Genomic DNA, 22,363 nt, shown 5'->3' on the forward strand with positions numbered 1-22,363 from the left:
CGCAGGTCGGTCGTGACGACTGCGGGCAGCGTCAAAGACAGCGTTTCCGCGCCGCCATCCACTTCACGCGACACGGTGGCCTTGCCATCGGCCACGACAACCTTCGAAGCGAACGTAGCTTGCGGCAGGTTCGCGAGCGCCGCGAGCATCTGGCCGGTCTGGTTCGAATCGTCGTCGATCGCCTGCTTGCCGAGAATGACCAACGATGGCTGCTCCTTCTCCACCAGCGCCTTCAGGAGTTTCGCCACGGCGAGCGGCTGGAGGTCTTCATTCGACTCGACCAGGATCGCTCGGTCCGCGCCGATCGCGAGCGCCGTGCGCAGCGTTTCCTGCGCCTGCGCCACACCGGCTGAAACGGCGATCACCTCGGTCGCGACACCCGCTTCCTTCAACCGCACCGCTTCTTCAACGGCGATTTCATCGAACGGGTTCATCGACATCTTCACATTGGCGATGTCGACGCCCGTGCCATCCGACTTCACACGAACCTTCACGTTGTAATCGACGACCCTTTTCACGCTCACGAGTACCTTCATCTTGCTTTCCTTTCGTCCTGCCAGTTCAATTCGGAACCCGGCTCACCCGGCCGGCTTGCGCTTGAACGCGCGCCTCATTTTCATTAGTCATGCGAGCTGACTCGTTTGGCACTGGCCTGTCCCGGTGTTAACCCCTAAGCACACGCGAAGACCAGAAGGGCTCCGCGCCGACGATCCCAAGCATCAAAAAAATTCGAGAAAATTCGCCTTTTTTCGACCTTCAGGGCTTGTAGAAATCGCCCCCTGCACGAGTCGTACGGCATCGTTTGCGACACGCACAGACCACAAACAAACCACTTATAAACAATTACTTACCGAACCTACCCGGCTACCGAACCACCCAGCCAGACGCAAATAATATTGTTCGTGTTGACAGCACTGTAAGACGTCACTCATCATATGTCAACGCGCAAAAAAATGACTTCGAAGCGCAGGACGAACACGGCGAGAACGGCAGCAGGAAATGGGCTGACAATGCCCTTTCACGTCCGCCAGGCGTTCGTCAACGGAAATTCGCGGAGCTTCGCGTCCGCATATGTCTTAAGACTTGAACAGGAGAGTCATGGTGGCCAGTCACGACAAGGCACGGGTGGGCGTCGACATCGGTGGAACCTTCACCGACGTTGCGCTGGAACTGGGTGGAAAGCTTTTCTCCACCAAGGTCCTCACGGACTACACAGCGCCCGAGCGCGCGATCATCAAGGGCATCGGCATCGTGGCCGACAAGGCCGGCATTGGTCTGAAGGATATCGGCGTCATCATCCACGGCACGACCCTCGCAACGAACGCGCTGATCGAGCGACGCGGCGCGAAAACGGCTTTCATTACCACCCAGGGTTTCCGCGACACGATCGAGATGCGCACGGAAAACCGCTTCGAACAGTACGACCTGAACATCAAGCTGCCGCCGCCGCTCATCGAGCGCTGCGACCGCTTTACGCTCGCCGAGCGCGTCGACGCGCAGGGCGGCGTCCTCCTTACGCCGACCGAGGCGCAGATTTCCGCCATCGTGGATCGCATCGAGCAAGGCGGCTACGAGAGCGTGGCGGTTGGCTTCATCCACGCCTATGTCAACGGCGCGCACGAGCGCGCGATGCGCGAGGCGCTCGAAAAGCGGCTGCCGCATGTGTCGGTTTCGATTTCGAGCGAAGTGTCGCCGCAGATCCGCGAGTTCGAACGCTTCAACACCGTCTGCGCGAACGCCTACGTTCGCCCCATCATGAAGTCGTATCTGGACCGCCTGCTCGGTGAAGTCCGGGCCGCTGGCGCGGTGTGTCCGATCTTCATCATCCATTCGGGCGGCGGCATCGTGTCGATCGAAAGCGCTTCGGAGTTTCCGGTGCGCCTCGTCGAATCCGGCCCGGCGGGCGGCGCGATCTTCGCCGCGCACATTGCCGCGCGCTACGATCTCAACACGGTCCTCTCGTTCGACATGGGCGGTACGACGGCGAAGATCTGTCTCATCGACGATCTCACGCCGAAGACGGCCAATACGTTCGAAGTCGCGCGCACGTATCGCTTCAAGAAGGGCAGCGGCATGCCCATTTCGATCCCGGTCGTCGAGATGGTCGAGATCGGCGCGGGCGGCGGCTCCATCGCTTCGCTCGACGTGATGCGGCAGATTCGCGTGGGCCCGCACAGCGCCGCGTCCGAGCCGGGTCCGGCGTGTTATCAGCGCGGCGGCGACCAGCCCACCGTGACGGACGCCGACCTGCTGCTCGGCCGCCTCGATCCCGCGAACTTCGCGGGCGGCAGCATCCTGCTTTCGAAGGACAACGCCGCCAGCGCCATGGTTGTGAAGGTGGGCGGCACGATTCACCTGAGCCCGGAAGAAACGGCCTACGGCGTCGCGGAAGTGGTCGACGAGAACATGAGCAACGCCGCGCGCGTTCACGCGGTCGAAAGCGGCAAGGACATCGGCGACTACACGATGATCACCTTCGGCGGTGCGGGTCCGCTTCACGCCGCGCGCTTATGCGAGAAAAGCGGCATCAAGAAGTTCATCGTGCCGCCGGGTGCGGGTGTGGGTTCGGCAATCGGCTTTCTGCGCGCGCCGTTCGGCTACGAAAGCGTTCGCAGCGCGACCATGCGCTTCAACGACTTCAACGCCGACGTGCTCAACGAAATCGTCGGCCAGTTGAGCGAAGAAGCGCTGCACTTCGCTCGCCAGGGCTCGGGCGATGCGGAACCCCAGGTCGAAGTCAAGGCGTTCATGCGCTATGTCGGCCAGGGCTGGGAAATTCCGGTGGCCTTTCCGTACCGCCAGTTCGCCGCGCAAGATCGCACCGCATTTGCCGAGGCATTTACCCGCGCCTACACGCAGTTCTTCGGCCGCCCCATCGACGGCCTCGACATCGAGATCGTGAGTTGGGCCGTGAAGGCAAGCTCGCCGCTGCCGCCGGTCGAGCGTCTCCAGCTCGTCAGCTCTCGCGACGCCGTCACGCCGGCCAGCACCCGGCAGATTTTCGATGCGGCGCTTTCGCGCTTCGTCGAAGCCGCCATCGTGGAGCGCGGCTCGCTGAAGGTTGGCGAAAGCGTGAAGGGCCCGGCCATCATCGTCGAGCCGGAAACCTCGACGCTCGTGACCTCGTCCTTCGACGCCATGGTCCAGCCCGACGGCTGTCTGCTCGTTGTCGCCAAAGAACTGAACGCCGCCCGCGCGAACCAGGAGTAAAGCATGTCTCTCAGCAATCTCGACACCATCCACATGCAGGTCATGTGGAACCGCCTGATCTCCGTGGTCGAAGAACAGGCAATGGCACTCATCCGCACGGCCTTCAGCACCAGCGTGCGCGAAGCCGGCGACCTCTCCGCCGGCATTTTCGACAAGCGCGGCCGCATGCTGGCGCAAGCCGTCACCGGCACGCCGGGGCACGTCAACACGATGGCCGAAGCCGTCGAGCACTTCATGAACGACATCGGCGTGGAGCGCATGTATGAAGGCGACGTGTACCTCACGAACGACCCGTGGAAAGGCACGGGACACCTGCACGACTTCACGGTGGTCTCTCCCTCGTTCCACAACGGCGAGCTGATCGGTTACTTCGCGAGCACGGCGCACGTCGTGGACATCGGCGGCCGCGGCTTCGGCCCGGATTCGCGCGAGATCTACGAAGAAGGTCTCTTCGTGCCGATCATGAAGCTGATCGAGCGCGGCGAAGTCAATCGCGACCTCGTCAATATCATCCGCAACAACGTGCGCGAGGCGGACAAGGTGGTGGGCGACCTCTACGCCCTCGCCTCCTGCAACGAAACGGGCCACAAGCGTCTGATCGAAATGCTCAAGGAATTCGATCTCAAGGACGTCGAAGGAATCGGTGAATTCATTCTCGCGCGCAGCCGCGAAGCGACGCTCGAACGAATCGCCGCGCTGCCCAGGGAAACCGCGACGAACGACATGACGCTCGACGGCTACGACACGCCGGTCAAGCTGAACGTCACGCTCACCGTGGGCGACGATCATCTCCTCGCCGATTTCGCGGGCACGTCGCCGGCAAGCCCCTTCGGGATCAACGTGCCGCTGCTGTATGCGAAGGCGTACGCGTGTTACGGCCTTAAGTGCATCATCGCTCCGGAAGTGCCGAACAACGCGGCGTCGCTCGAACCGTTCCGCGTCCAGGCGCCCGCAGGCTGCATCCTGAACGCGCAGCGCCCAAGCCCGGTTGCCGTGCGCCACGTACTCGGCCACTTCGTGCCCGATCTCGTGCTCGGCGCACTGAACAAGGTGCTGCCGCACCGCGTGCCGGCCGAAGGCTCCGGCGCATTGTGGAACCTGCACGTGAGCGCACGCCCGGCGCGCGAAGGCTCCGGCCTCAAGGGCAGCGAGATCCTGATGTTCAACAGCGGCGGCACCGGCGCGCGCGCGGAACTCGACGGCCTTTCCGCCACGGCTTTTCCGAGCGGCGTTCACGCGATGTCGGTCGAAGCGACGGAACAGGTCGGCCCGATCGTCGTCTGGCGCAAGGAAATGCGCTCGGGTTCCGGCGGCGCGGGCGAGCATCGCGGCGGCCTCGGCCAGATCGTGGAGATCGGCCCGCGCGACGGCTATCACTTCCGCTTCAACGCGATGTTCGATCGCATCGATCACCCGGCGCGCGGGCAGTCCGGCGGCCAATCCGGCGCGGCGGGTGCGGTCACGCTTTCCGATGGCTCGCGCATGAAAGGCAAAGGCACGCAGGCGGTCGCGGAGCATGAGCGCGTCACGCTCTCGCTGCCCGGCGGCGGCGGCGTCGGATCGCCGTCGCGGCGCGATCACGCAGCGCTCCTGCGGGACATCCGCAATGAATATATTTCGGAAGCGCAATTGCAGGAAGATTATGGACTGACGCTCGACGCGCTGCATGCGTCGGTCACCCGGTAAGGAGCACAGCATGCCTGAGATTCAAACGCCCCCCTTCAAGAACATCCTGATCACCGGCGCGGCCGGTGCGCTCGGCACGGTCCTGCGCGAATCGCTGCGCCCTTATGCCGAAACGCTCACGCTCAGCGATCGCAGCGCGCTTGGCGAGACGCGCGAAAACGAACGGCATGTCGTCTGCGATCTGGCCGATCGCGATGCGGTGTTCGAAATGATGAAGGGCGTCGACATGGTGATTCACCTGGGCGGCGCGCCCAGGGAAAATACCTTCCAGGTCATTCTCGATTCGAACATCGTCGGCAGCTACCACATTTACGAAGCCGCGCGCCAATGCGGCGTGAAGCGGGTGATTTACGCAAGCTCGGTTCACGCAATCGGCTTCTACGAGTGCACGCAGACCATCGACGCGAACGTGCCGCAGCGTCCCGACAGTCTGTATGGCGTGAGCAAGACGTTCGTGGAGAACCTCTCGCGCTACTACTTCGACAAGTTCGGCATCGAGTCCGTCTGCGTGCGGATCGGATCGTGCTTCCCCAAGCCCGTCGATCGCCGCATGCTCGCCACGTGGCTCTCCTATGACGACTTCTCGCATCTGTGCGAGCGCGCCCTGATGGCGCCGAGCGTCGGCCATATGGTCGTGTACGGCAATTCGGCCAACAGCGCGAACTTCTGGGACAACACGCAGGCCGCGTACCTCGGCTTCCGCCCGCAGGATTCGGCCGATGCGTACCGCGCCGAGGTGTATGCCAACACGCCGACGCCCGATCCCCGTCACCCGGCCGTGCGCTTCCAGGGCGGATCGTTCGCGGCCGACGGCCACTTCGAAGACCCGAAAACGAACTGATACTCGCGCCCCCACCTCCTGTCTGGAACTTACCAAGATGGCACAACAGGCATCAAAGACCCATTACGATGTGGTCATCGTGGGTGGCGCTGTCGTCGGCAGCGCCACCGCGTACTTCCTCGCGAAGAACCCGGACTTCAACGGCTCGGTGCTCGTGATCGAGCGCGATCCGACTTACGCGCAGTCGGCAACCGCGCTGTCCAGCGCGTCGATACGCCACCAGTTCTCGAACCCGCTGAATATCCAGATCTCGCGATTCGGCACCGACTTCATCCGCAACTTCCACGAACGGGTGGAAGTCGACGGCGACGCGCCCGAGCTTGGCTTCAAGGAAAACGGCTACCTGTATCTGGGCGACGCCAGGGGCGCGCCGATGTTCGAGCGCAACTACGCAACCCAGCGCGAGAACGGCGCGGACGTCGTGCTGCTCGACCCCGAGCAGCTTGCGGCGCGCTTTCCGTGGCTCAACACCGATCAGCTTGTCAACGGCGTGTACGGCCAGTCCGGCGAGGGCTGGTTCGACAGCTACGGCCTGCTTCAAGGCATGCGCAAGAAGGCGCGCGCGCTCGGGATCGAATACATCGAGAACGAGGTCGTGAACGTCCTGCGCGAAGGCTCGAAAGTCACCGGCGTCGTGCTGAAAAGCGGTGAAACCATTGGCTGCGGCGTCATGGTGAATGCGTCGGGCACGCGCGGCCCGGCAATGGCGCGGCTCGCCGGCCTCGACATTCCCGTCGAACCGCGCAAGCGCTGCCTCTTCGTTTTCGACTGCCGCACGCCGCTCGAAGGCGTCGTGCCGCTGACGATCGATACGACCGGGATCTTCTTCCGGCCGGAGGGAAAGTATTACCTCACCGGCTGCTACCCCGACCCCGACCCGCTCGCCGACGTCAACGACTTCGACGTCATTCATTCGGAGTTCGAAGAGATCATCTGGCCGGCGCTGGCCGAGCGCGTTCCCGCCTTCGAAGCCATCAAGGTCGTGAACGCGTGGGCAGGTCACTACGACTTCTGCATGCTGGACCACAACGCGATCGTCGGACCGCACGCGGAAGTCACGAACTTCCTGTTCGCCAACGGCTTTAGCGGACACGGACTGCAACAGTCACCCGCGATCGGACGCGGCCTGAGCGAGTTGATCGCCTATGGCGAGTATCGCTCGCTGGATCTGCGTCCGCTCGGTTACGAGCGGGTCGTCGAGAACCGCCCCTTCCTCGAGGAAGGCGTGATCTGAACTGCGCCAACGGTGCCCACGGAATAGAACGAGATGAAACCTTCCATCTACCAACGCGCCGTGGTCACCGGCGCGTCGAGCGGAATCGGGCGCGCAATCGCCCGCAAGCTGGCCGGCGACGGCATGCACGTGTATGCGCTTGGCCGCGACCTGGCTGCGCTCGAAACCCTGGCGAGCGAGGGCAATATCACGCCCGTCGCGCTCGACCTGCGGGACTTGACGCCGCTGCGCGATCTCTTCGAGCAGGTTGAGATCGACGTCGTGGTCAACAACGCGGGGCTGCTGCCGGGCCTCGCGCCCTTCCCCGCCAGCTCGCCCGACGACATCGACAGCATGATCGACGTGAACCTGCGCGCGCCCCTGCACCTCGCGCATCTGGCGCTGGCCGGGATGACGCGCCGCAAGCGCGGGCATCTCTTCTTCGTGGGTTCGAGCGCGGGTCGTTTCCCGCATCCCAATACGGCCGTCTACGGTGCGACGAAGGCCGCGATCAGCCTCTTTTGCGACTCGTTGCGCTGCGACCTGCTCGGCAGCAACGTGCGCGTCACGGAGATCGCACCGGGCCGCGTGCAGACCAATCTGTATCGCACGGCGCTGGGCGAGCAGGCGGCGAACCAGAAGCTCTACGAGGCCTATCGCTCGATCCAGCCCGAACACATCGCGGAACTCATCGCCACGGCGCTCAACCTGCCCGAGTATGTGGATGTATCGCGCCTGGAAGTCTTTCCGACCGACCAGGCGCCAGGCGGATCACACATCGTTTCCATGAAGTAATTGCGGAGCCCTCTCAGCCATGAAGAACCAGAAAGTCGTAATCGTCGGCGGTGCATCCGGCCTCGGCCTGTCGATCGCCAACCTGATGCTGGCGGACGGCGCGGACAGCGTCGCGCTGATCGACAAGAACGGCCCGCTGCTGGACGACACCGTTGGGGCGCTCACCGCGCAAGGCCATCGGGTCGTTGGCGTGGAAGGCGACATCACGCGCAAGGCGTCGGCCCACGAGGCGTTCGCGAAGGCGCTTGACGCGCTCGGCCGGGTGGACTGCCTCGTCAACAGCGCGGCGATCTATCCGCGACGCCCGATCCTCGAGATCTCCGATGACGAGTGGGACCTCGAAAACGCGGTCAACATCAAGGGCACTTACCACATGATGGTCGCCGCGATCGAGCACATGCGCAGCCGCGCGAAGGTCGAGCCGAACGTGGCAGGCCGCATTGTGAACATCACTTCCGTCGACGCCTTCAAGGCGCATCCGCAGAACGCCCACTACGCCGCGACGAAAGCGGCCGTCGTGAGCCTGACCAGATCGTTCGCGCAGGAAGTGGCGAAAGACGGCATTCTCGTCAATTCCGTCGCGCCCGCGGGATTCGCAACCGAGCGCGCCAAAAAGCTCGGATTCCTCGGCGAACTCGCCGCCGCGAACCCGCTCGGGCGCGCCGCGGAACCGGAGGAAATCGCGCACTGGGTGGTCATGATGGCCAGCAGCCGGAACACCTATGCAACGGGAGAAAACGTGATCGTCAGCGGAGGCTATATCTACGCCTGACGAAGATCAAAAGCCCTGCCCTCCGCGCTCCGGGGGCGGGGCTGCTCCCATCGGACTGTGGTAAAGTCGTCGTAATATGTCATACGGCGCAGGTCAGACAAGATCCACGCGCCACGCGGTCCGTCTGCATCCGTGAATTGCAGCGCTCTCCTGATCCGGTGTGGAGCACTCGGAATGACTCTGGACGCTGAAACCCTCCTTAAAAGTGCCGCGACCTCCGGAAAGCGGCGCAGCCTCACCGAACTCGTCATCCAGGCGCTGAACGACAAGATCGATCGCGGTGAATACGCCCCGGGCGCGAAGATCCCGATCGAGGCGGAACTGTGCACCGAATTCGGTGTGAGCCGCACGGTGATTCGCGAAGCCGTCGCGTCGCTGAAACTCGGCCGCCGCCTGATTGCGCGGCACGGCGTGGGCGTGTTCGTGGCCGAAGCAGGCAGCCTGTCGAGCGGGCGCGATTTCATCGACGGCAACACGCTCAACAACTCGATGCACGTGCTCGAACTGCGCATTGGCGTGGAGACGGAGTGCGCCGCCTACGCCGCACTGCGGCGCTCCGAAGCCCACCTCAAGGCGTTGAAGGAAGTGTACGCACGCATGGAGATCGTCTCTGTCGAGGACGACGCCGAGTGTGCGCGGGCCGATTTCGAGTTTCACCTCGCCATCGCCACCTGTTCGGAGAACCCGCACTTTTCGTCGATTCTGCGCACGCTCGGGCAGGAGATCATTATCGATCTGCGCCTCAAGCACGCCAAGGCCAACGCGAAAGAACGCAAGACCTACATCCGCCGCATCCAGCGCGAGCACGCGGACATTCTCGACGCGATCGAAAGTCAGGACGAGGCCGCGGCACGGCGCGCCATGCGCCGCCACCTGAACGAAAGCCTCGAGCGCTACCATCACCTTACGAGTACGCGCGCGGAATAGCGCCCCGAAACAATGCGTTGCCACTGCCGGAGTCGAACCGGCAGCGGCAACACCATAAGCATTCCTGAATGTTTTCCCAATGCGGTTGGCCCGATTCACTCCCTGCCTGCCCGTATTCTCATTCGACCGGGCGGACTTTCCGATTGCCAGGCCCCGATTCAGCGCCGGGTTCGGACCGCATTCAGTTCTGCACCGGCTCCAGCTTCTCGCCATAAGCCACCGCCTGCGGCACCCATTTGCCGTCGACGACCTTGTAGAACGTGGCGGCCGGGTCCTTCATGTCGCCATTCGGCATGAACGCGATAGTGCCGGAAATGCCCACGAACGATTCCGTCTTGATGAGCGGCCCGTATACCTTGGGGTCCGTCGAATTGGCCTTCTTCATCGCGTTGACGAGCACCCAGGTCGCGTCATACGCCGCGGGCGCATAGGCCACCACGCCTTCGTTGTATTTGGCCTTCATCTTGGCGTCGAACTCCTTGCCCTGCTTCATCTTCGAGAGCGGGATGCCGTAGTCCCACGACGTCGAACCGTTCGCGCTCTCGCCCGCGACCTTCAGGAAGGTCTCGTTTTCGAAACTGCCGCCGCCGAGCAGCACCGCACGCATGCCGAGCTGGCGCATCTGCTTCACGAGCATGCCCGCCTGCTGATCGAGTCCGGCCCAGAACACCACATCCGGATTGAACGACTTCATGCGCGTGAGCTGCGCCCGGAAATCCACGGATTTATCGGTCGTGAATTCGCGATCGACCACCTTGCCGCCCGCCTGCTCCACGCCCTTGACGAACTCGTCGGCCATGCCCTGTCCGAACGCTGTCCGGTCGTCGATCACGGCAATGCTCTTGCCTTTTAGCGCCTGCACCGCGGAGTGACCGGCAAGCTGGCCCATCTGCGCGTCGGAGTTCACCACCCGGAAGACGTTGGCATAGCCTTGCGAGGTCAGGCTCGGGTTGGTCGCGGTGGGCGAGACCATCGGAATGCCGCCGGCGTTATAGATGCGGGATGCGGGAATGCTGGTGCCGGAGTTGAAATGGCCGACCACGCCGGCGACTTTCGAGTCGACGAGTTTCTGGGCGACCTGGGAGCCCGTTCTGGGGTCGCCCTGGTCGTCTTCGGCGTCCAGCACGAAATGGACGGGCTGCCCGCCAATCACGAGCTTCTGGGCGTTCGCGTCGTCGAGCGCGAGTTCGGCGCCGCGTTTCAGATCGATGCCGTAATGGGCGGATGCACCAGTCAGCGGCGCCGCGAAGCCTATTACCACGTCGCCCGCGTAGGCGCCGGAGCTGAAGGCGGCGGCGCCGAGCGCCAACGTGACCGCCACGGCAACGCCGTTAAGGGGAAACAGCTGTCTCATTTCATACCTCGACTGGATTGGTCTGTGGAAAAGCTTCCGGCTCGTCATCGCGCAGGGTGCACGACATGGAGCCTTGACTCGGAACGTCAACGCCGGGCACTCGGGATCGGCAGGCGGGGCTGTCCGCCGCGACGCTGATTGATAGACAAGGTATTAGGTAGGACATCATATGTCAACGGGCCAAAATAAAACTTCGGACCAGGGTTTTCGTGACCCTGGCGGCCCGGTGTCAAATGCCATGGGATGACGGCGCGCGCAATGGCGGCCTGCTGGACAGGGGCATGCCCCGATGACGGGTTCACCCGTCGCTCACTGAAAGTTGGCTTGCGACCGGCGAGCGCCATGCCCCTTTTTGAACTCAATCGGCTTCTAGTCGACTTGCGCGATCGAGCCCCGCGCTGGCCTCCTCAACCCGCGCGTGGCGTTGCCACAGGGGGCGTGCCGTCGTGAAAGAGCTGGCTGAGCTGCCCACGCAGTTCAGGCGAATCGGCGTGATGATGCACGCTCACCGCGTGCTGCACCGCCGCCTCCAGAAGTTCCGAGTCCGAATCCGCCGAAATCGCAACCGTGCAATGCATTTCGCTCGGGAACTCCCTACAGTCAATGTATTTTCGAGCCATGGCGAATCTCCTCGTGATGCGGCGATCACCGCGCACGCGCGAGCCGCCCGCGCATGCGTAAAAATTATAGAACCCATGCAATACGCTTGCTAAACTATTAAAACCCGTCCACGTATAACAATCATCTGAATGAATTGCGCAGCACTTTTATTTATCAAGCTGCGTAATTTAGGTTATCTAATTAATCTTCGAGACTTCGCCGGCGCTCCTGCTCCCCAGCCGGGCCGCGCGGCGAAACCCTCGCAGACCGGGCCCGCATGGCCCGTACACTCCGGCTGCGCCCGCCGCCCTTTCTGAAAGCCCCTCCTTCCCGCTTTCCTGTTCCAACGCACGCTGTGCATCGCGCGTGCGAAATCCGCAGATTGATTCGACGATTGACGCGAGGCCCGCGCGGGCGCGCTCAATCCAGCCAGTCCACGCAAATCGCGCTTGCGCGCGCCTGCACGCAGCGCGCGATGCGCTGAATGAGAGAGGTGTGCCATGTCCAGCCTGTCGAGCGATTCCATCGAGACATTGAAAGGCGCGCTACGCGGCCAGGCGCTGCAACCCGGCGACGCGGGCTACGAAGAAGCGCGGCAAATCTGGAACGCGATGATCGAGCGTCGCCCCGCGCTGATCGTGCGCTGCCAGGGCTGCGCCGACGTGCGGCGCGCCGTGGCGTTCGCGCGCGAGTCCGGGCTGCCGCTCGCGGTGCGCGGCGGCGGCCACAATATCGCCGGAAGCGCGCTGTGCGAGGGCGGCGTCGTGATCGACCTCTCGCTCATGAAGTCGGTGCGCGTCGAGCCCGCCACGCGCCGCGCGTATGTCGAGCCGGGCGCCACGCTCGGCGACTTCGATCACGAAGCGCAGGCGTTCGGCCTCGCCACGCCGCTGGGAATCAACTCCACCACGGGGGTGGCCGGCCTCACGCTGGGCGGCGGCTTCGGCTGGCTGAGCCGCCGCCTCGGCATGTCGGTCGACAATCTGGTTTCCGTCGATGTCGTGACCGCCGACTGCAATCTGCTGCGCGCGAGCGCCGACGAAAACGCCGATCTGTTCTGGGCGATACGCGGCGGCGGCGGCAATTTCGGCGTGGTCACGATGTTCGAGTTCGCGCTGCACCCGGTCGGCCCCGAAGTGTATGGCGGGCTGGTGGTGCTGCCGATCGACGCCGCAAAGGAAGCGCTCGCGCACTATCGCGAAGCGAGCGCGGCGATGCCGGAGAACTTGACGGTCTGGAGCGTGCTGCGCCTCGCGCCGCCCCTGCCGTTCCTGCCGCCCGAAGTGCACGGCAAGCCGATCATCGCGTTCGCGATCTGCTACACGGGATCGCTCGACAGCGCGGCCGATGCGGTGGAGCCGGTGCGCCGCTTCGGCAAGCCTTATGGCGAGCATCTCGGGCCCATGCCTTACGCCGCATGGCAAAAGGCGTTCGATCCGCTGCTCACGCCGGGCGCGCGCAACTACTGGAAGTCGCACAATCTCGCGACGCTGCCGGACGGCCTGATCGACACGCTGCTCGACGCCATCGCGCGGCTGCCCTCGCCCCAGTGCGAAATATTCTTCGGGCAAATCGGCGGCGCGACGCTGCGCGTGGCCGCGGACGCGATGGCCTACCCCAATCGCGACGCCCTCTACGTCATGAATGTGCACGGCCGCTGGACCGACGCCGCCGACGACGCCCGCTGCATCGACTGGGCGCGCGGCTTTTTCGAAGCCTCGGCGCCTTATGCGCTGGGCAGCGTGTACGTGAACTTCCTCACCGAGGACGAACGTGCGCGCGTTGAAGCGGCTTACGGCCCGAACATGGCGCGCCTGATCGCCATCAAGACTCGCTACGACCCGGACAATCTGTTCCGGCATAACCAGAATATCCAGCCCGACGCGTCGCGAGCAGGGAGCAACTGATTCGCCATTCGATTGTCAGCGTAAGGAGATTCGTCATGTCGACTTATGTGGTGCTTGCGCAATTCACCGACCAGGGGATTCGCAGCGTAAAGAACAGCGCGCAGCGCGCGGGGCAGGCTGCGGAACTGGCCCGTGGATTCGGCTGCGAAATGAAGGAGATCTACTGGACGATGGGGAAATACGACATTGTCACGATCGTCGAAGCGCCCGATGACGAAAGCCTGATGGCATTCGGTCTCGCGCTCGGCGCGCTTGGCAATATCCGCACGCAAACGTTACGCGCGCTGAACAAGAGCGAATTCTCGGCCATTCTCGGCAAGCTGCCGCAGTAGAAAATTCGCAAAACATTCGGAAAACACTCGTCAAACATCAGGCGGCGGCGAACCGGGTTCCGCCGCCCGCCGCGCGACTCAACGGCGCGGCGCGCGCGACGTTCTGCGTTAGCCGCGCAGCTTGTTCACGAACTTCAAGGCGCGGCGCGCGACGGCCGAATAAAGCTCCGCGCCCTTGAGCGCCGGATCGACGTGACGCTCGTACGGCTGAAGCGCGATCGGGAAATAAGGCGAAAGCTGCTCCACCACGCGCTGCGGCGAAATGCGCGTGTTGCTCTGAACCACGGCGAACATGCCGTCGCTTTCCGGCGCGAGATGGCGGGCCTCGCTCCAGCCTTCCATCTTGTCGGCGAACCACACGCTTTCGTCGGCGTGCAATGCCCGTTGGCCGGGTTTCGGGCCCGTGTGATAGCGCTCCAGCAGCCCTTCGCGCTCGGCGTTGAGCCAGTAAAGCGTGTACTCGGTCCAGTCGAGCGCGTAATTGGCGAGCAGCACGCGGCGCCAGTCGGTGCCGTGCACCGTTTCGAGCCGCTGTTGCAGGCTCAGGCACAACGTGCGCGACAGAATGGCGGGCGTCCACCAGATGCCGTCGCGCGAGAGTTGCGGGTCGACGTCGAGCAGCTTCGCCGACGCTTCCCAGTAGTACGGCTCCACCGTGCGCGGCTGCACGTGCGTGAGCGCCTTGCCGTCGAGGATCAGCGTGTCGGCGCCAAAACGGTGCGTGGCGAAACAGTCGGGGTCGAGCACGAGAAAATACTCGGTCTCGATCCAGGCGGGCGCGTTGAGCTTGATGATCTGCTGGCGGTGCCAGTTGCGGATCTGATGACGCTGCGAAAACTCCGCGAAGATGCCCATGTGCAGCGATTCGTCGACCACCTCGATCGGAAAATCGGACCACGCCTTCGCGTAGCCTTTCACCTCTTCGAGTTCGTCGTGCGGCACCACGATGACGAAGCGATGAAACAGTTCCGGCCGCGTGAAATGACGCAGCGAGGAGAACAAAATATCGCAGCGGCCAATATTGTCGGCGTAATGCCGCCCGCGTGTCTTGATCGGCAGGATCGCGCTGATCTGTTGCATGGCAGTCGGACCCGGCAGGTTAGAAGAAGCGGTAAATGAAGGCGGGGATATAGCCGCGCCGGTGCGTGAGCGCGATGCCGATGAGCCTGCCGCCCGCGTCGAGCACCTGCGCCTTCAGGCCGAGCACCACCGGCTTGCGCGACACTTCGGCGCGCACCGCCATCACGGTTGCGTCCGCCAGCGCCGCGTTTTCGATGCCCGTGAACGACTGGCTCGCGGGCGGCGCGTGCACGACGATGTAGTCGTGCGCCTCGCGCAAGGTGTCGAAAAGGCTCGTGGCCTGTCGCCACGACGAAGGAAACAGACCGCTTTCGGGGCGCGCGACCACGATGTTGTGCCGCTCGACGCTCTCGAACACGAGGCCGCCCGATGTCGTGACGTCGCCGGGCTTCGCATGCGCGTCGTGCTCCGGCGCGCCGTGGCCCGACCAGGTGAGCAGGCCCTGTGCGTTCGGCTGGCCATAGAGCGGCGTGTCGGTGCCCGAAGCCATGTCGAGAATCAGGATCGGTTTGGTCGAGCGGTGTTCCAGTTCGACGGCGAGGCCGCGAATCACCGAGAGCAGGCCATCGTTCTTGCCGAACGAGAGCGCCATGATCACCTTCGATGGCGCGTCCGTGCTCGCGTTGATCGCGGCGATCATGCGGCCGTACGCCATGTGCGCGGGCCGGCTCGCCGGTAACGCGCCGTCCGGCGAAACCGCGCCCGGCGCGCCGGCGCCGCTCAGTTTCACGGGCGCGTTGAGCACCGGCAGCAACAGCGAGCGCTCCACCTGCTCCGGGCTCAGGAAGGTTTCGCGCAGGCTCGCCATGATCAGCACGACGAGCGCTGAAATCAGGAGTCCTGCGGCCACGCTCGCCGAAACGATCAGGCTTGCCGAAATACTGCGCTGCGAGGGCGGGAACGGCGCCTGGATCACGCGCACGTTCGTGCTATTCACCTGGCTCACCTGACCTTGCTGGATGTTCGCAAGCTCGACCTGGCGCGAGCGGTCGCGGAAGCTGTCGGCAAGCAGATCGCGGCTTGCCTGCAACTGGCGCATCTGGCTGGACACGTCGCTCAGGTTCTTGAGCCTCGCGCGCGCGTCCTTGATCTGGCCTTCCAGCGTCGCCTGGCGCGCGAGTTCGCCCGCAATGCTGGCGTTGAGCGTGGCGAGCTTGCCCTGCACCACGTCGTAATAGTCGTTGTGGCCGAAACGCGTGGCCGTGGCCATCTGCTTTTTCCGCCGCTCGATGCTCGCGTGCATGTCCGTGATCTGCTGGTCGAGCTGCTGCACGAACGGCGAGCTGTCCATATAGCGCGAAGCGAAATCGGCGCGGCGCGATTCGAGCTGCATCAGCGAAAGCTGCATCGTGTCCAGCGCGTGAGCGGCTTCGGAGTCGTCGGTGAAGATCGGGATGGTCGCCTTCACGCCCTTCGACGAACCCTGCTCCGACTTCAGTTCGCCGCGATGCTGCGCAAGCGAACTGTCGTTCTCGAACTTCTGCTGCACGAGCTGGCTTTCGAGCAGCACGGCGCGCGAGATCTGGTCGTCGACATTGACGATGCCGTGTGTCTTCTGGAACGCGAGCAGGTCGGCGTCGGCCTTTTTCAGTTGCCGCGCGACTTCGTCGCGCTGGCCGGTCAGGAAATCCACGCGCCCGGACGTGAAGATCGTGGCGCGGCGCCGGAAATAGGTGTCGAGCAGGCGCGAGAGCGCATCGGCCGCCGCCTTGGGGTCGGCGTCGTAGTACGTGAGGTTGATGGTGCTCGCGAGATCGTTCTGCTCGATATGCAGCCGGTGCTCGAAATCCTGCAACTGGCTGTCGATTTCGTGCTCGCTCGCGTTCGGCCCCAATTTGGCGATCACCACGTCGCGATGCAGTTCGGGACTGCTCAGGATCTGCGCCTCCACGCCGTCGAGCTGGCCGATGGCCGGCTGCACCGCGCCGCCGCCGTTGGGGTTGTTCGACTGGTCGTAGTAGCCCGCGAGCAGCACGAGCAGCGTGGCCTGGGCGCGGTAAGGCATCGGCACCACAATGGCGACGGCGAGGCCGATGGCCACCACGGCAAGAAATACCGCTGTTGCAATCTTGCGGTAATAAAAAAAGGTGTTGAGATAATCCCGGACCGTCAGTTCGACAACTGCTGCCTTCCGTTCAGGCCTTGTTCTAGTAGTAATAACCATACAGGTGCGGTTCCGGGCCAACAATAGAGATTCGACGGCGCATATAATACGTAAGAAAACATCTGGAAGGTCGGATCAAACCGGCATTCCCTAAAATTTATTGCGAGTTCCACCCTTCATTAACGGCAATCACTGCCGTTACTTGACATGAATAAGGAACCGCAAGCCACCGCTTCAAGCACGCGCCCGATGAACATAACCCGCCCGGCCTTAGCCTTGGGGCTGATGACGCTTACCGCCTGCACCCAGACCTGGGTGGAGCCGAAATACCAGCAGCCGGACCACTTCGCAGCGTGGTCGGAAGCCACGCCCAGCGTGTACCGCATCATGCCCGGCGACGACCTGTCGGTCGTGCTGCCGTTCAACGCCGAGCTCAATTTCCGCGGCTCGGTCGCGCCGGACGGCTCGCTCACCATGCCGTTCGCGGGCACGATCCCCGCGGCGGGGCTCACGGTCGCGCAACTCGCCGACTCGGTCAACAAGGCGCTCGCCACCGGCGGCATGGCGAAGAACGGCTACGCCTCGGTCTCCATCATCCAGTCCGCCGCGAAAATCTATGTGGGCGGCCAGGTCGGGCGTCCCGGCGAAATCGCCCTGCACAACGGCATGAGCGTGATGCAGGCCATCATGGCTGCCCAGGGGCTGCTCGACACGGCGCGCACCAACGAGGTTGTGCTGATTCGCCGCAGCCCCGACGGCCGCGAGATGTTGCGTACGATCGACATCGACGCCCTCACGCACCGCGGCGATTCGAAGCAGGACGTCGTGTTGCAGGCCGCCGACACGATCTTCGTGCCAAAGTCGTCGATCGCCGAAGTCGACCAGTGGATCGACCAGTACATCGACAAGGTCATCCCGTTCAATCGCGGCTTCGACTACACGATCTCGAACAACCCCACCTGGCCCTGAACGAGCCCGGGCCGCACGCCGGTTTGCCGGGCGGGCGGAACACTCAATCGCGATGGAAACAGCCTCAACGACTACCGGGCTCGCCCCCGTCTTCTCGCGCGAGCCCGCCAGGTGGCGGGTCACGTGGTGGCTGCTCGCGCTGCTGCCGCTCTTTGGCCAGACCTTCCACTACCTCAGCTCGCTCGTGCCGCTGTGGGCGCTTTCGAAAGCGCTGCCGGTGATCTCGCTGCCCGCCGTGCTGCGCCTGGGCGGCCACCCGCGCTTTCCCATGACGCGGCAAATCCTCATCAGCTTCGCGTGGCTGCTGCTGGTGCCGAGCTTCGCCGCCGTGATCTATTTTCACGAGAGCTTTTTCACGAGCATCACGGCGCAGGTGAAGCTCCTGCCGATTCTGTACTTCTTCTCGTTTCTCGCGCTGCTGCTCACGCTCAAGCCGACGCTCGGGGAACTGGAGCGCGGCTTCATCGTGCTCGGCGTCGTCATCCTTGCCGTGCTGATCGTGCTCTGGGCCGTGGTGCCGTCCGACTGGTACCAGGAGTCGTATGTGATCGGCCAGTCGCCGTTTTTCAGCAGCGACAACCGCGGGCACCGCATCCGTATGTCGATGTATTTCCCGCTCATCCTGCTGTTCTTCTGCTTCCGGCGCGCCTGGTTCGAGCGGCACGCGGGCTACCTGCTCGGCGTCGTGATCGCGTTCGCGGTCACGCTCCTGATCGTCAAGACGCGCGCGATGGTGATCGGCATCATGGGCGTGCTCATCATCAACGCCTTCGTGTGGTCGCGCCCGCTCGCGCGTCTCGGCCTCCTGCTGTGCGCGCCCCTCGCGCTCGCCGCGATGTTCTCGGCGGGGTATCTCGCCACGGTGTTCAGCACCGACGCGAGCACCGGCTTCGACACGCGCCGCGTCACCATCCTGCTCGCCACGAAGTTCCTCGGCAGCGACCCGATGCGCTGGCTGTTCGGCGTGGGCACGATCAGCTCGACCAGCAAGGACAACCTGATCGACTACTTCCACCACTTCTTCTTCCTCGCCGACATCACGTGGCTGGGCATCGTGTTCGAATATGGCGTGCTCGGCGCGCTGATCATCCTGTGCTTCCAGTTGCGCGGCATCGTGTTCTACCGGCGCCTGCGTGCGCGGGTCGAGGACGATTTCCTCGGCTCGCTGTACGACTATCTCGTCTATATCCTGCTCATTTCCGCCTTCTACCCGCCCACGCTCACGCCGGGCGAGACCGCCGTGATACTCGCGATCTTCGCCTACGTGTGGCGCGCGGGGGAGCTGGACCACGCCCCCACCGACTCCCGGATCGACCATGCCACGCCAGAAACGCCCTAGCCTGCGCACACGCCTGATCGGCGCGGCGCTGCTCGCCACGGGCGCGGCGGCCTGCACCGACGCCACGTCGGGCACGCCCTTGCCGGTCGCCATCACGGTGGACGCCGCCGCCGGGCGGCACCCGATCAGCCCGCTCATCTACGGCGTGAACTTCGGCACCACGGCCACGCTGCAAGACCTGCGCGCGCCGCTGAACCGCTCGGGCGGCAACAGCGCCTCGGCGTACAACTGGCGCATCGACGCGCGCAACGCGGGCAAGGATTGGTATTTCGAGAGCCTCGGCGTCAATCCCGACGACATCAACGACCAGTTCGGCGAGCGCTTCGTGGCGCTCACCCAGGCGGGCGGCGCCACGCCCATCCTGACCATTCCGATGCTGGGCCGGGTGGCGAAGCTCGGACCGCAGCGGCAAACGCTTGCGAGCTTCTCGATCGCCAAATACGGCCCGCAGCCCAACCACGACGTGGACGGCCACGCGGACGCGGGCAACGGCGTGGCGCCCGGCGGCAAGCCGATCGTGGGCAACGACGCAAACGACGCCACCACACCCGACGATCCGCAAAACGAGCAGGCGCGCGTGGCGGACCTCGTGCGGCAGTTCGGCGGCGCTAGCGGTGGCAACAGCGATGGCACGAGCGGTGGCGGCGTGCGCTACTACGCGATGGACAACGAACCGAGCCTCTGGCAGTTGATTCACCGCGACGTGCATCCCACGGGCGCGCACGCGCGCGAGATCGCCGACAAGGTCGTCGCCTACGCGCGCGCCGTGAAGGCGGCCGACCCGCACGCCCAGGTCGTGGCGCCCGAGGAATGGGGCTGGCAGGGCTACTTCTACAGCGGTTTCGACCAGCAGTACGCGGTGGATCACGGCCTCGAACACGCACCGGACCGCGCGAACGAAACCCAGGGCCTGCCATACGTGCCGTGGTTGCTCGCGCAATGGAAAGCGGCGGGCCATCCGGTGGATGTGTTCAGCCTGCACTTCTACCCGCAGGGCGGCGAATATGCCGAGTCCGGCGTGACGAACTCGCAGGCCGTCGCGCTCATGCGCAACCGCTCCACGCGCGACCTGTGGGACACGAACTACAAGGACCCCACGTGGATCAACAGCGTGGTCGCGCTGATCCCGCTCATGCGCCACTGGGCCGACACGTACTACTACCCCGGCACGCCCATCGGCATCACCGAATACAACTGGGGCGGCGACACGCTGATGAACGGCGCAACGGCCCAGGCCGACGTGCTCGGCATTTTCGGGCGCGAAGGCCTGGATCTCGCCACGCGCTGGGGCACGCTCGATGCGTCGATGCCGGTGTACAAGGCGTTCAAGCTCTACCGCAACTACGACGGCCAGGGCGCGGCGTTCGGCGCGACCAGCATTGCGGCGAACGCGCCCGACCCGGACACCGTCTCCGCGTTCGCGGCCCTGCGCGAGAGCGACCACGCGATGACGCTCGTGGTCGTCAACAAACAACTGGACCGCACGGCCGACGCGAGCATCGCGCTCGCGCATTTCGCGGCGAGCGGCGTGGCCGAAACCTGGCGGCTCGCCAACAACACGTTGTTCCGCATGCCGGACGCGCGCTACCAGGACGGCACGCTGCGCGCGAACCTGCCCGCGCAGAGCGTGACGCTGTTCGTGCTGCGCGGCGCGGCGGGCGATGCACCGCATGAGTGAGACCGGCGAAGCGCGCGCGAGCGCCCGGCAGCACAGCGCATCGATGATGCGAGGCTCGCTCGTGAGCCTCGGCGTGCGCCTGCTCGACCTGCCGAGCCGCTACGGTTTCCACCTGCTGATCGCGGCCATGCTGGGCGTGGTCGAGACCGGCAACTTCTATATCGTGTTCAGCACCATGGTGGCGCTGGCGGGTTTCGGGCGCCTCGGCATCGATCAGGCGCTGACTCGGCAGGTCGCCATCGACCTCGCCTCGGGGCGCACGAGCGCCGTGCGCCCCGCTATCCGCCGCGCGCTGGGAGTCGTTGCGCTCGCCTCCATCGCTGTCGCCGCCGCGCTCGCTGCGCTCGCGTTTGTCATCGCGCAGCACGTGCTGCACAAGCCCGAACTCGCGTGGCCGCTCGTGCTCGGCGCGCTTTCCTTCGTTCCGCAGAACGTGGGCGCGACAGTGGCGGGCGCGCTGGCCGGGCTTCAGCGCGTGGGCTACAGCCAGATGATCTATTCCTGGCTGTGGCCCGCCATCTTCTGCGTGGCCGCCATTCCGCTCGGCCTCGCGCACGGCATGGGCGTGGCGAACACCCTCGTGCTGATCGCCGCCAGTTTCACGCTGACCGCGCTCGTCGGCGCATGGCTCCTCAAGCGGTTTCTCGCCTCGGTGCCCGCAAGCGGCGCGCCGCCCGCCGAAGCGCCGCGTTTGCTCAAGGCGGGTTTGCCGCTGTTCACGCTGGAGTTCACCAAGCTCCTCATCACGTCCGCGCCCGCCATCGTGCTCGGCATCGTCGCGTCCTCGCGCGAGACCGGGCTGTTCGCGCTCGCGTGGCGTCTCGCGCTCGTCGTCAATCTGCTGATCAGCGGCGTGACCGGCATGGCCGCACCGAAGTTCGCAAGCCTCCATGCGCACGACGATCGGCGCGGCCTCGAACGAAGCGCCGCCCAGGCCGCGGGCCTCGTGCTGTTGCTCGCGCTACCCGTGACCGTGTGCATGCTGCTCGTTCCCGAACATCTGCTGCACCTGTTCGGGCCGGGCTTCGGCGGCGGCGCCCCCGCGCTGCGCGTGCTCGCGCTCGGCCAGCTCGCCGCCGCGTGCTTTACCGCCATGCCCGAACTGCTCGGCATGACCGCGCACACCTCCGTGCTCTACCGGATCAACGTCTGCTCGGTCGCCGTGCTGCTCGTCGGCCTCGCCGTGCTCGCGCCGGTTGGCGGCAGCGTCGGGGCCGCCGCGGCGGCGTCGCTCGCCATTGCCGTGAACGGCGCGCTCGCGGCCTGGGTGGCGCACCGGCTGCTGGGCGTGGCGCCGCTTGCGTTGCTCGGGCGCTGGGCGCTCGGGCGCGTGTCGCGCAGCGCCGCCGCGCAAGACGGCACGCAGCAAGGCAAATAGCGCCTGCGCGCACGGGCCGCCGTGCAGAGGCACGCAACCTCGCAATCTCCCATTTACGGTCTATAACTTTTGCCATCGGGACGGCATGGGCGACACCATGCCGTTTCCGGATTGCGATTCACACCGAAACCCGGTCCGACTTTCGCGCAGGCCGCAGGATCAGCCCGCCGGTCTGCGC

Annotated in this window: 18 protein-coding genes; 13 read left to right on the plus strand and 5 right to left on the minus strand. The window is 64.7% G+C overall.

Annotation, left to right across the window (positions count from 1 at the left end):
• Window positions 1-536 (minus strand): electron transfer flavoprotein subunit beta/FixA family protein (locus tag C7401_RS35040; RefSeq protein ID WP_112176638.1); only part of this gene is annotated, 536 nt, incomplete at its 3' end.
• A gap of 562 nt (window positions 537-1,098) precedes the next feature.
• Between C7401_RS35040 and C7401_RS35045 the strand changes: the two genes are divergently transcribed.
• From C7401_RS35045 to C7401_RS35075, 7 genes are all read left to right on the plus strand, one after another.
• Window positions 1,099-3,210, plus strand: a complete 2,112-nt coding sequence (locus tag C7401_RS35045) for a hydantoinase/oxoprolinase family protein (protein ID WP_112176639.1) — start codon at window positions 1,099-1,101, stop codon at window positions 3,208-3,210.
• Between the two features lie 3 nt (window positions 3,211-3,213).
• Window positions 3,214-4,896, plus strand: a complete 1,683-nt coding sequence (locus C7401_RS35050) for a hydantoinase B/oxoprolinase family protein (protein WP_112176641.1) — start codon at window positions 3,214-3,216, stop codon at window positions 4,894-4,896.
• 10 nt (window positions 4,897-4,906) lie between these two features.
• Window positions 4,907-5,737 carry an NAD-dependent epimerase/dehydratase family protein gene (locus C7401_RS35055; RefSeq protein WP_112176642.1) on the plus strand — a complete coding sequence of 277 codons (831 nt, stop codon included), beginning with the start codon at window positions 4,907-4,909 and terminating at the stop codon, window positions 5,735-5,737.
• A 37-nt stretch (window positions 5,738-5,774) separates the two neighbouring features.
• Window positions 5,775-6,971, plus strand: a complete 1,197-nt coding sequence (locus C7401_RS35060; protein WP_112176643.1) for an NAD(P)/FAD-dependent oxidoreductase — start codon at window positions 5,775-5,777, stop codon at window positions 6,969-6,971.
• A 33-nt stretch (window positions 6,972-7,004) separates the two neighbouring features.
• Window positions 7,005-7,745 (plus strand): SDR family oxidoreductase, encoded by a 741-nt coding sequence (locus C7401_RS35065; RefSeq protein WP_112176644.1) that lies wholly within the window; start codon window positions 7,005-7,007, stop codon window positions 7,743-7,745.
• Between the two features lie 19 nt (window positions 7,746-7,764).
• On the plus strand, window positions 7,765-8,517 hold the full coding sequence (locus C7401_RS35070; RefSeq protein ID WP_112176645.1) for an SDR family NAD(P)-dependent oxidoreductase: 753 nt from the start codon (window positions 7,765-7,767) through the stop codon (window positions 8,515-8,517).
• Window positions 8,518-8,691: 174 nt separating this feature from the next.
• Window positions 8,692-9,444: a FadR/GntR family transcriptional regulator gene (locus C7401_RS35075; RefSeq protein WP_112176646.1), complete on the plus strand. Its 753-nt coding sequence runs from the start codon at window positions 8,692-8,694 to the stop codon at window positions 9,442-9,444.
• Window positions 9,445-9,625: 181 nt separating this feature from the next.
• Here C7401_RS35075 and C7401_RS35080 read toward each other — a convergent pair whose 3' ends face one another.
• Together C7401_RS35080 and C7401_RS35085 are read right to left on the minus strand one after the other, a co-directional pair.
• On the minus strand, window positions 9,626-10,798 hold the full coding sequence (locus C7401_RS35080; protein ID WP_112176647.1) for a branched-chain amino acid ABC transporter substrate-binding protein: 1,173 nt from the start codon (window positions 10,796-10,798) through the stop codon (window positions 9,626-9,628).
• 407 nt (window positions 10,799-11,205) lie between these two features.
• Window positions 11,206-11,418: a DUF1059 domain-containing protein gene (locus C7401_RS35085; protein ID WP_112176648.1), complete on the minus strand. Its 213-nt coding sequence runs from the start codon at window positions 11,416-11,418 to the stop codon at window positions 11,206-11,208.
• Window positions 11,419-11,898: 480 nt separating this feature from the next.
• On the opposite strand from C7401_RS35085, the gene C7401_RS35090 reads away from it, so the two are divergent.
• A complete protein-coding gene (locus C7401_RS35090) occupies window positions 11,899-13,305 on the plus strand; it encodes an FAD-binding oxidoreductase (protein ID WP_112176649.1) in 1,407 nt (468 codons plus the stop codon).
• 35 nt (window positions 13,306-13,340) lie between these two features.
• A complete protein-coding gene (locus C7401_RS35095) occupies window positions 13,341-13,637 on the plus strand; it encodes a GYD domain-containing protein (protein ID WP_112176650.1) in 297 nt (98 codons plus the stop codon).
• 108 nt (window positions 13,638-13,745) lie between these two features.
• On the opposite strand, the gene C7401_RS35100 is transcribed toward C7401_RS35095, so the two are convergent.
• Complete coding sequence (locus tag C7401_RS35100) at window positions 13,746-14,717, minus strand: DUF6492 family protein (RefSeq protein WP_112176651.1); 972 nt, start codon at window positions 14,715-14,717, stop codon at window positions 13,746-13,748.
• Between the two features lie 19 nt (window positions 14,718-14,736).
• Complete coding sequence (locus tag C7401_RS35105) at window positions 14,737-16,761, minus strand: GumC family protein (protein WP_165842069.1); 2,025 nt, start codon at window positions 16,759-16,761, stop codon at window positions 14,737-14,739.
• Window positions 16,762-17,106: 345 nt separating this feature from the next.
• Between C7401_RS35105 and C7401_RS35110 the strand changes: the two genes are divergently transcribed.
• The 4 genes from C7401_RS35110 to C7401_RS35125 are packed head-to-tail and all read left to right on the plus strand — an operon-like array spanning window position 17,107 to window position 22,185.
• Entirely contained in the window at window positions 17,107-17,790 is a 684-nt protein-coding gene (locus C7401_RS35110) for a polysaccharide biosynthesis/export family protein (protein ID WP_165842068.1), read from the plus strand.
• A 52-nt stretch (window positions 17,791-17,842) separates the two neighbouring features.
• Window positions 17,843-19,129 carry a hypothetical protein gene (locus C7401_RS35115; protein WP_112176654.1) on the plus strand — a complete coding sequence of 429 codons (1,287 nt, stop codon included), beginning with the start codon at window positions 17,843-17,845 and terminating at the stop codon, window positions 19,127-19,129.
• Entirely contained in the window at window positions 19,107-20,807 is a 1,701-nt protein-coding gene (locus C7401_RS35120; RefSeq protein ID WP_112176655.1) for a glycoside hydrolase family 44 protein, read from the plus strand. The genes C7401_RS35115 and C7401_RS35120 overlap by 23 nt, the downstream gene beginning before the upstream one ends.
• Entirely contained in the window at window positions 20,800-22,185 is a 1,386-nt protein-coding gene (locus C7401_RS35125; protein ID WP_258397351.1) for a lipopolysaccharide biosynthesis protein, read from the plus strand. Before C7401_RS35120 ends, C7401_RS35125 begins: the two co-directional genes overlap by 8 nt.
• Window positions 22,186-22,363 lie beyond the last annotated feature (178 nt).

The sequence above is a fragment of the Paraburkholderia unamae genome, from assembly GCF_003268775.1.
Lineage (GTDB): Bacteria > Pseudomonadota > Gammaproteobacteria > Burkholderiales > Burkholderiaceae > Paraburkholderia > Paraburkholderia unamae.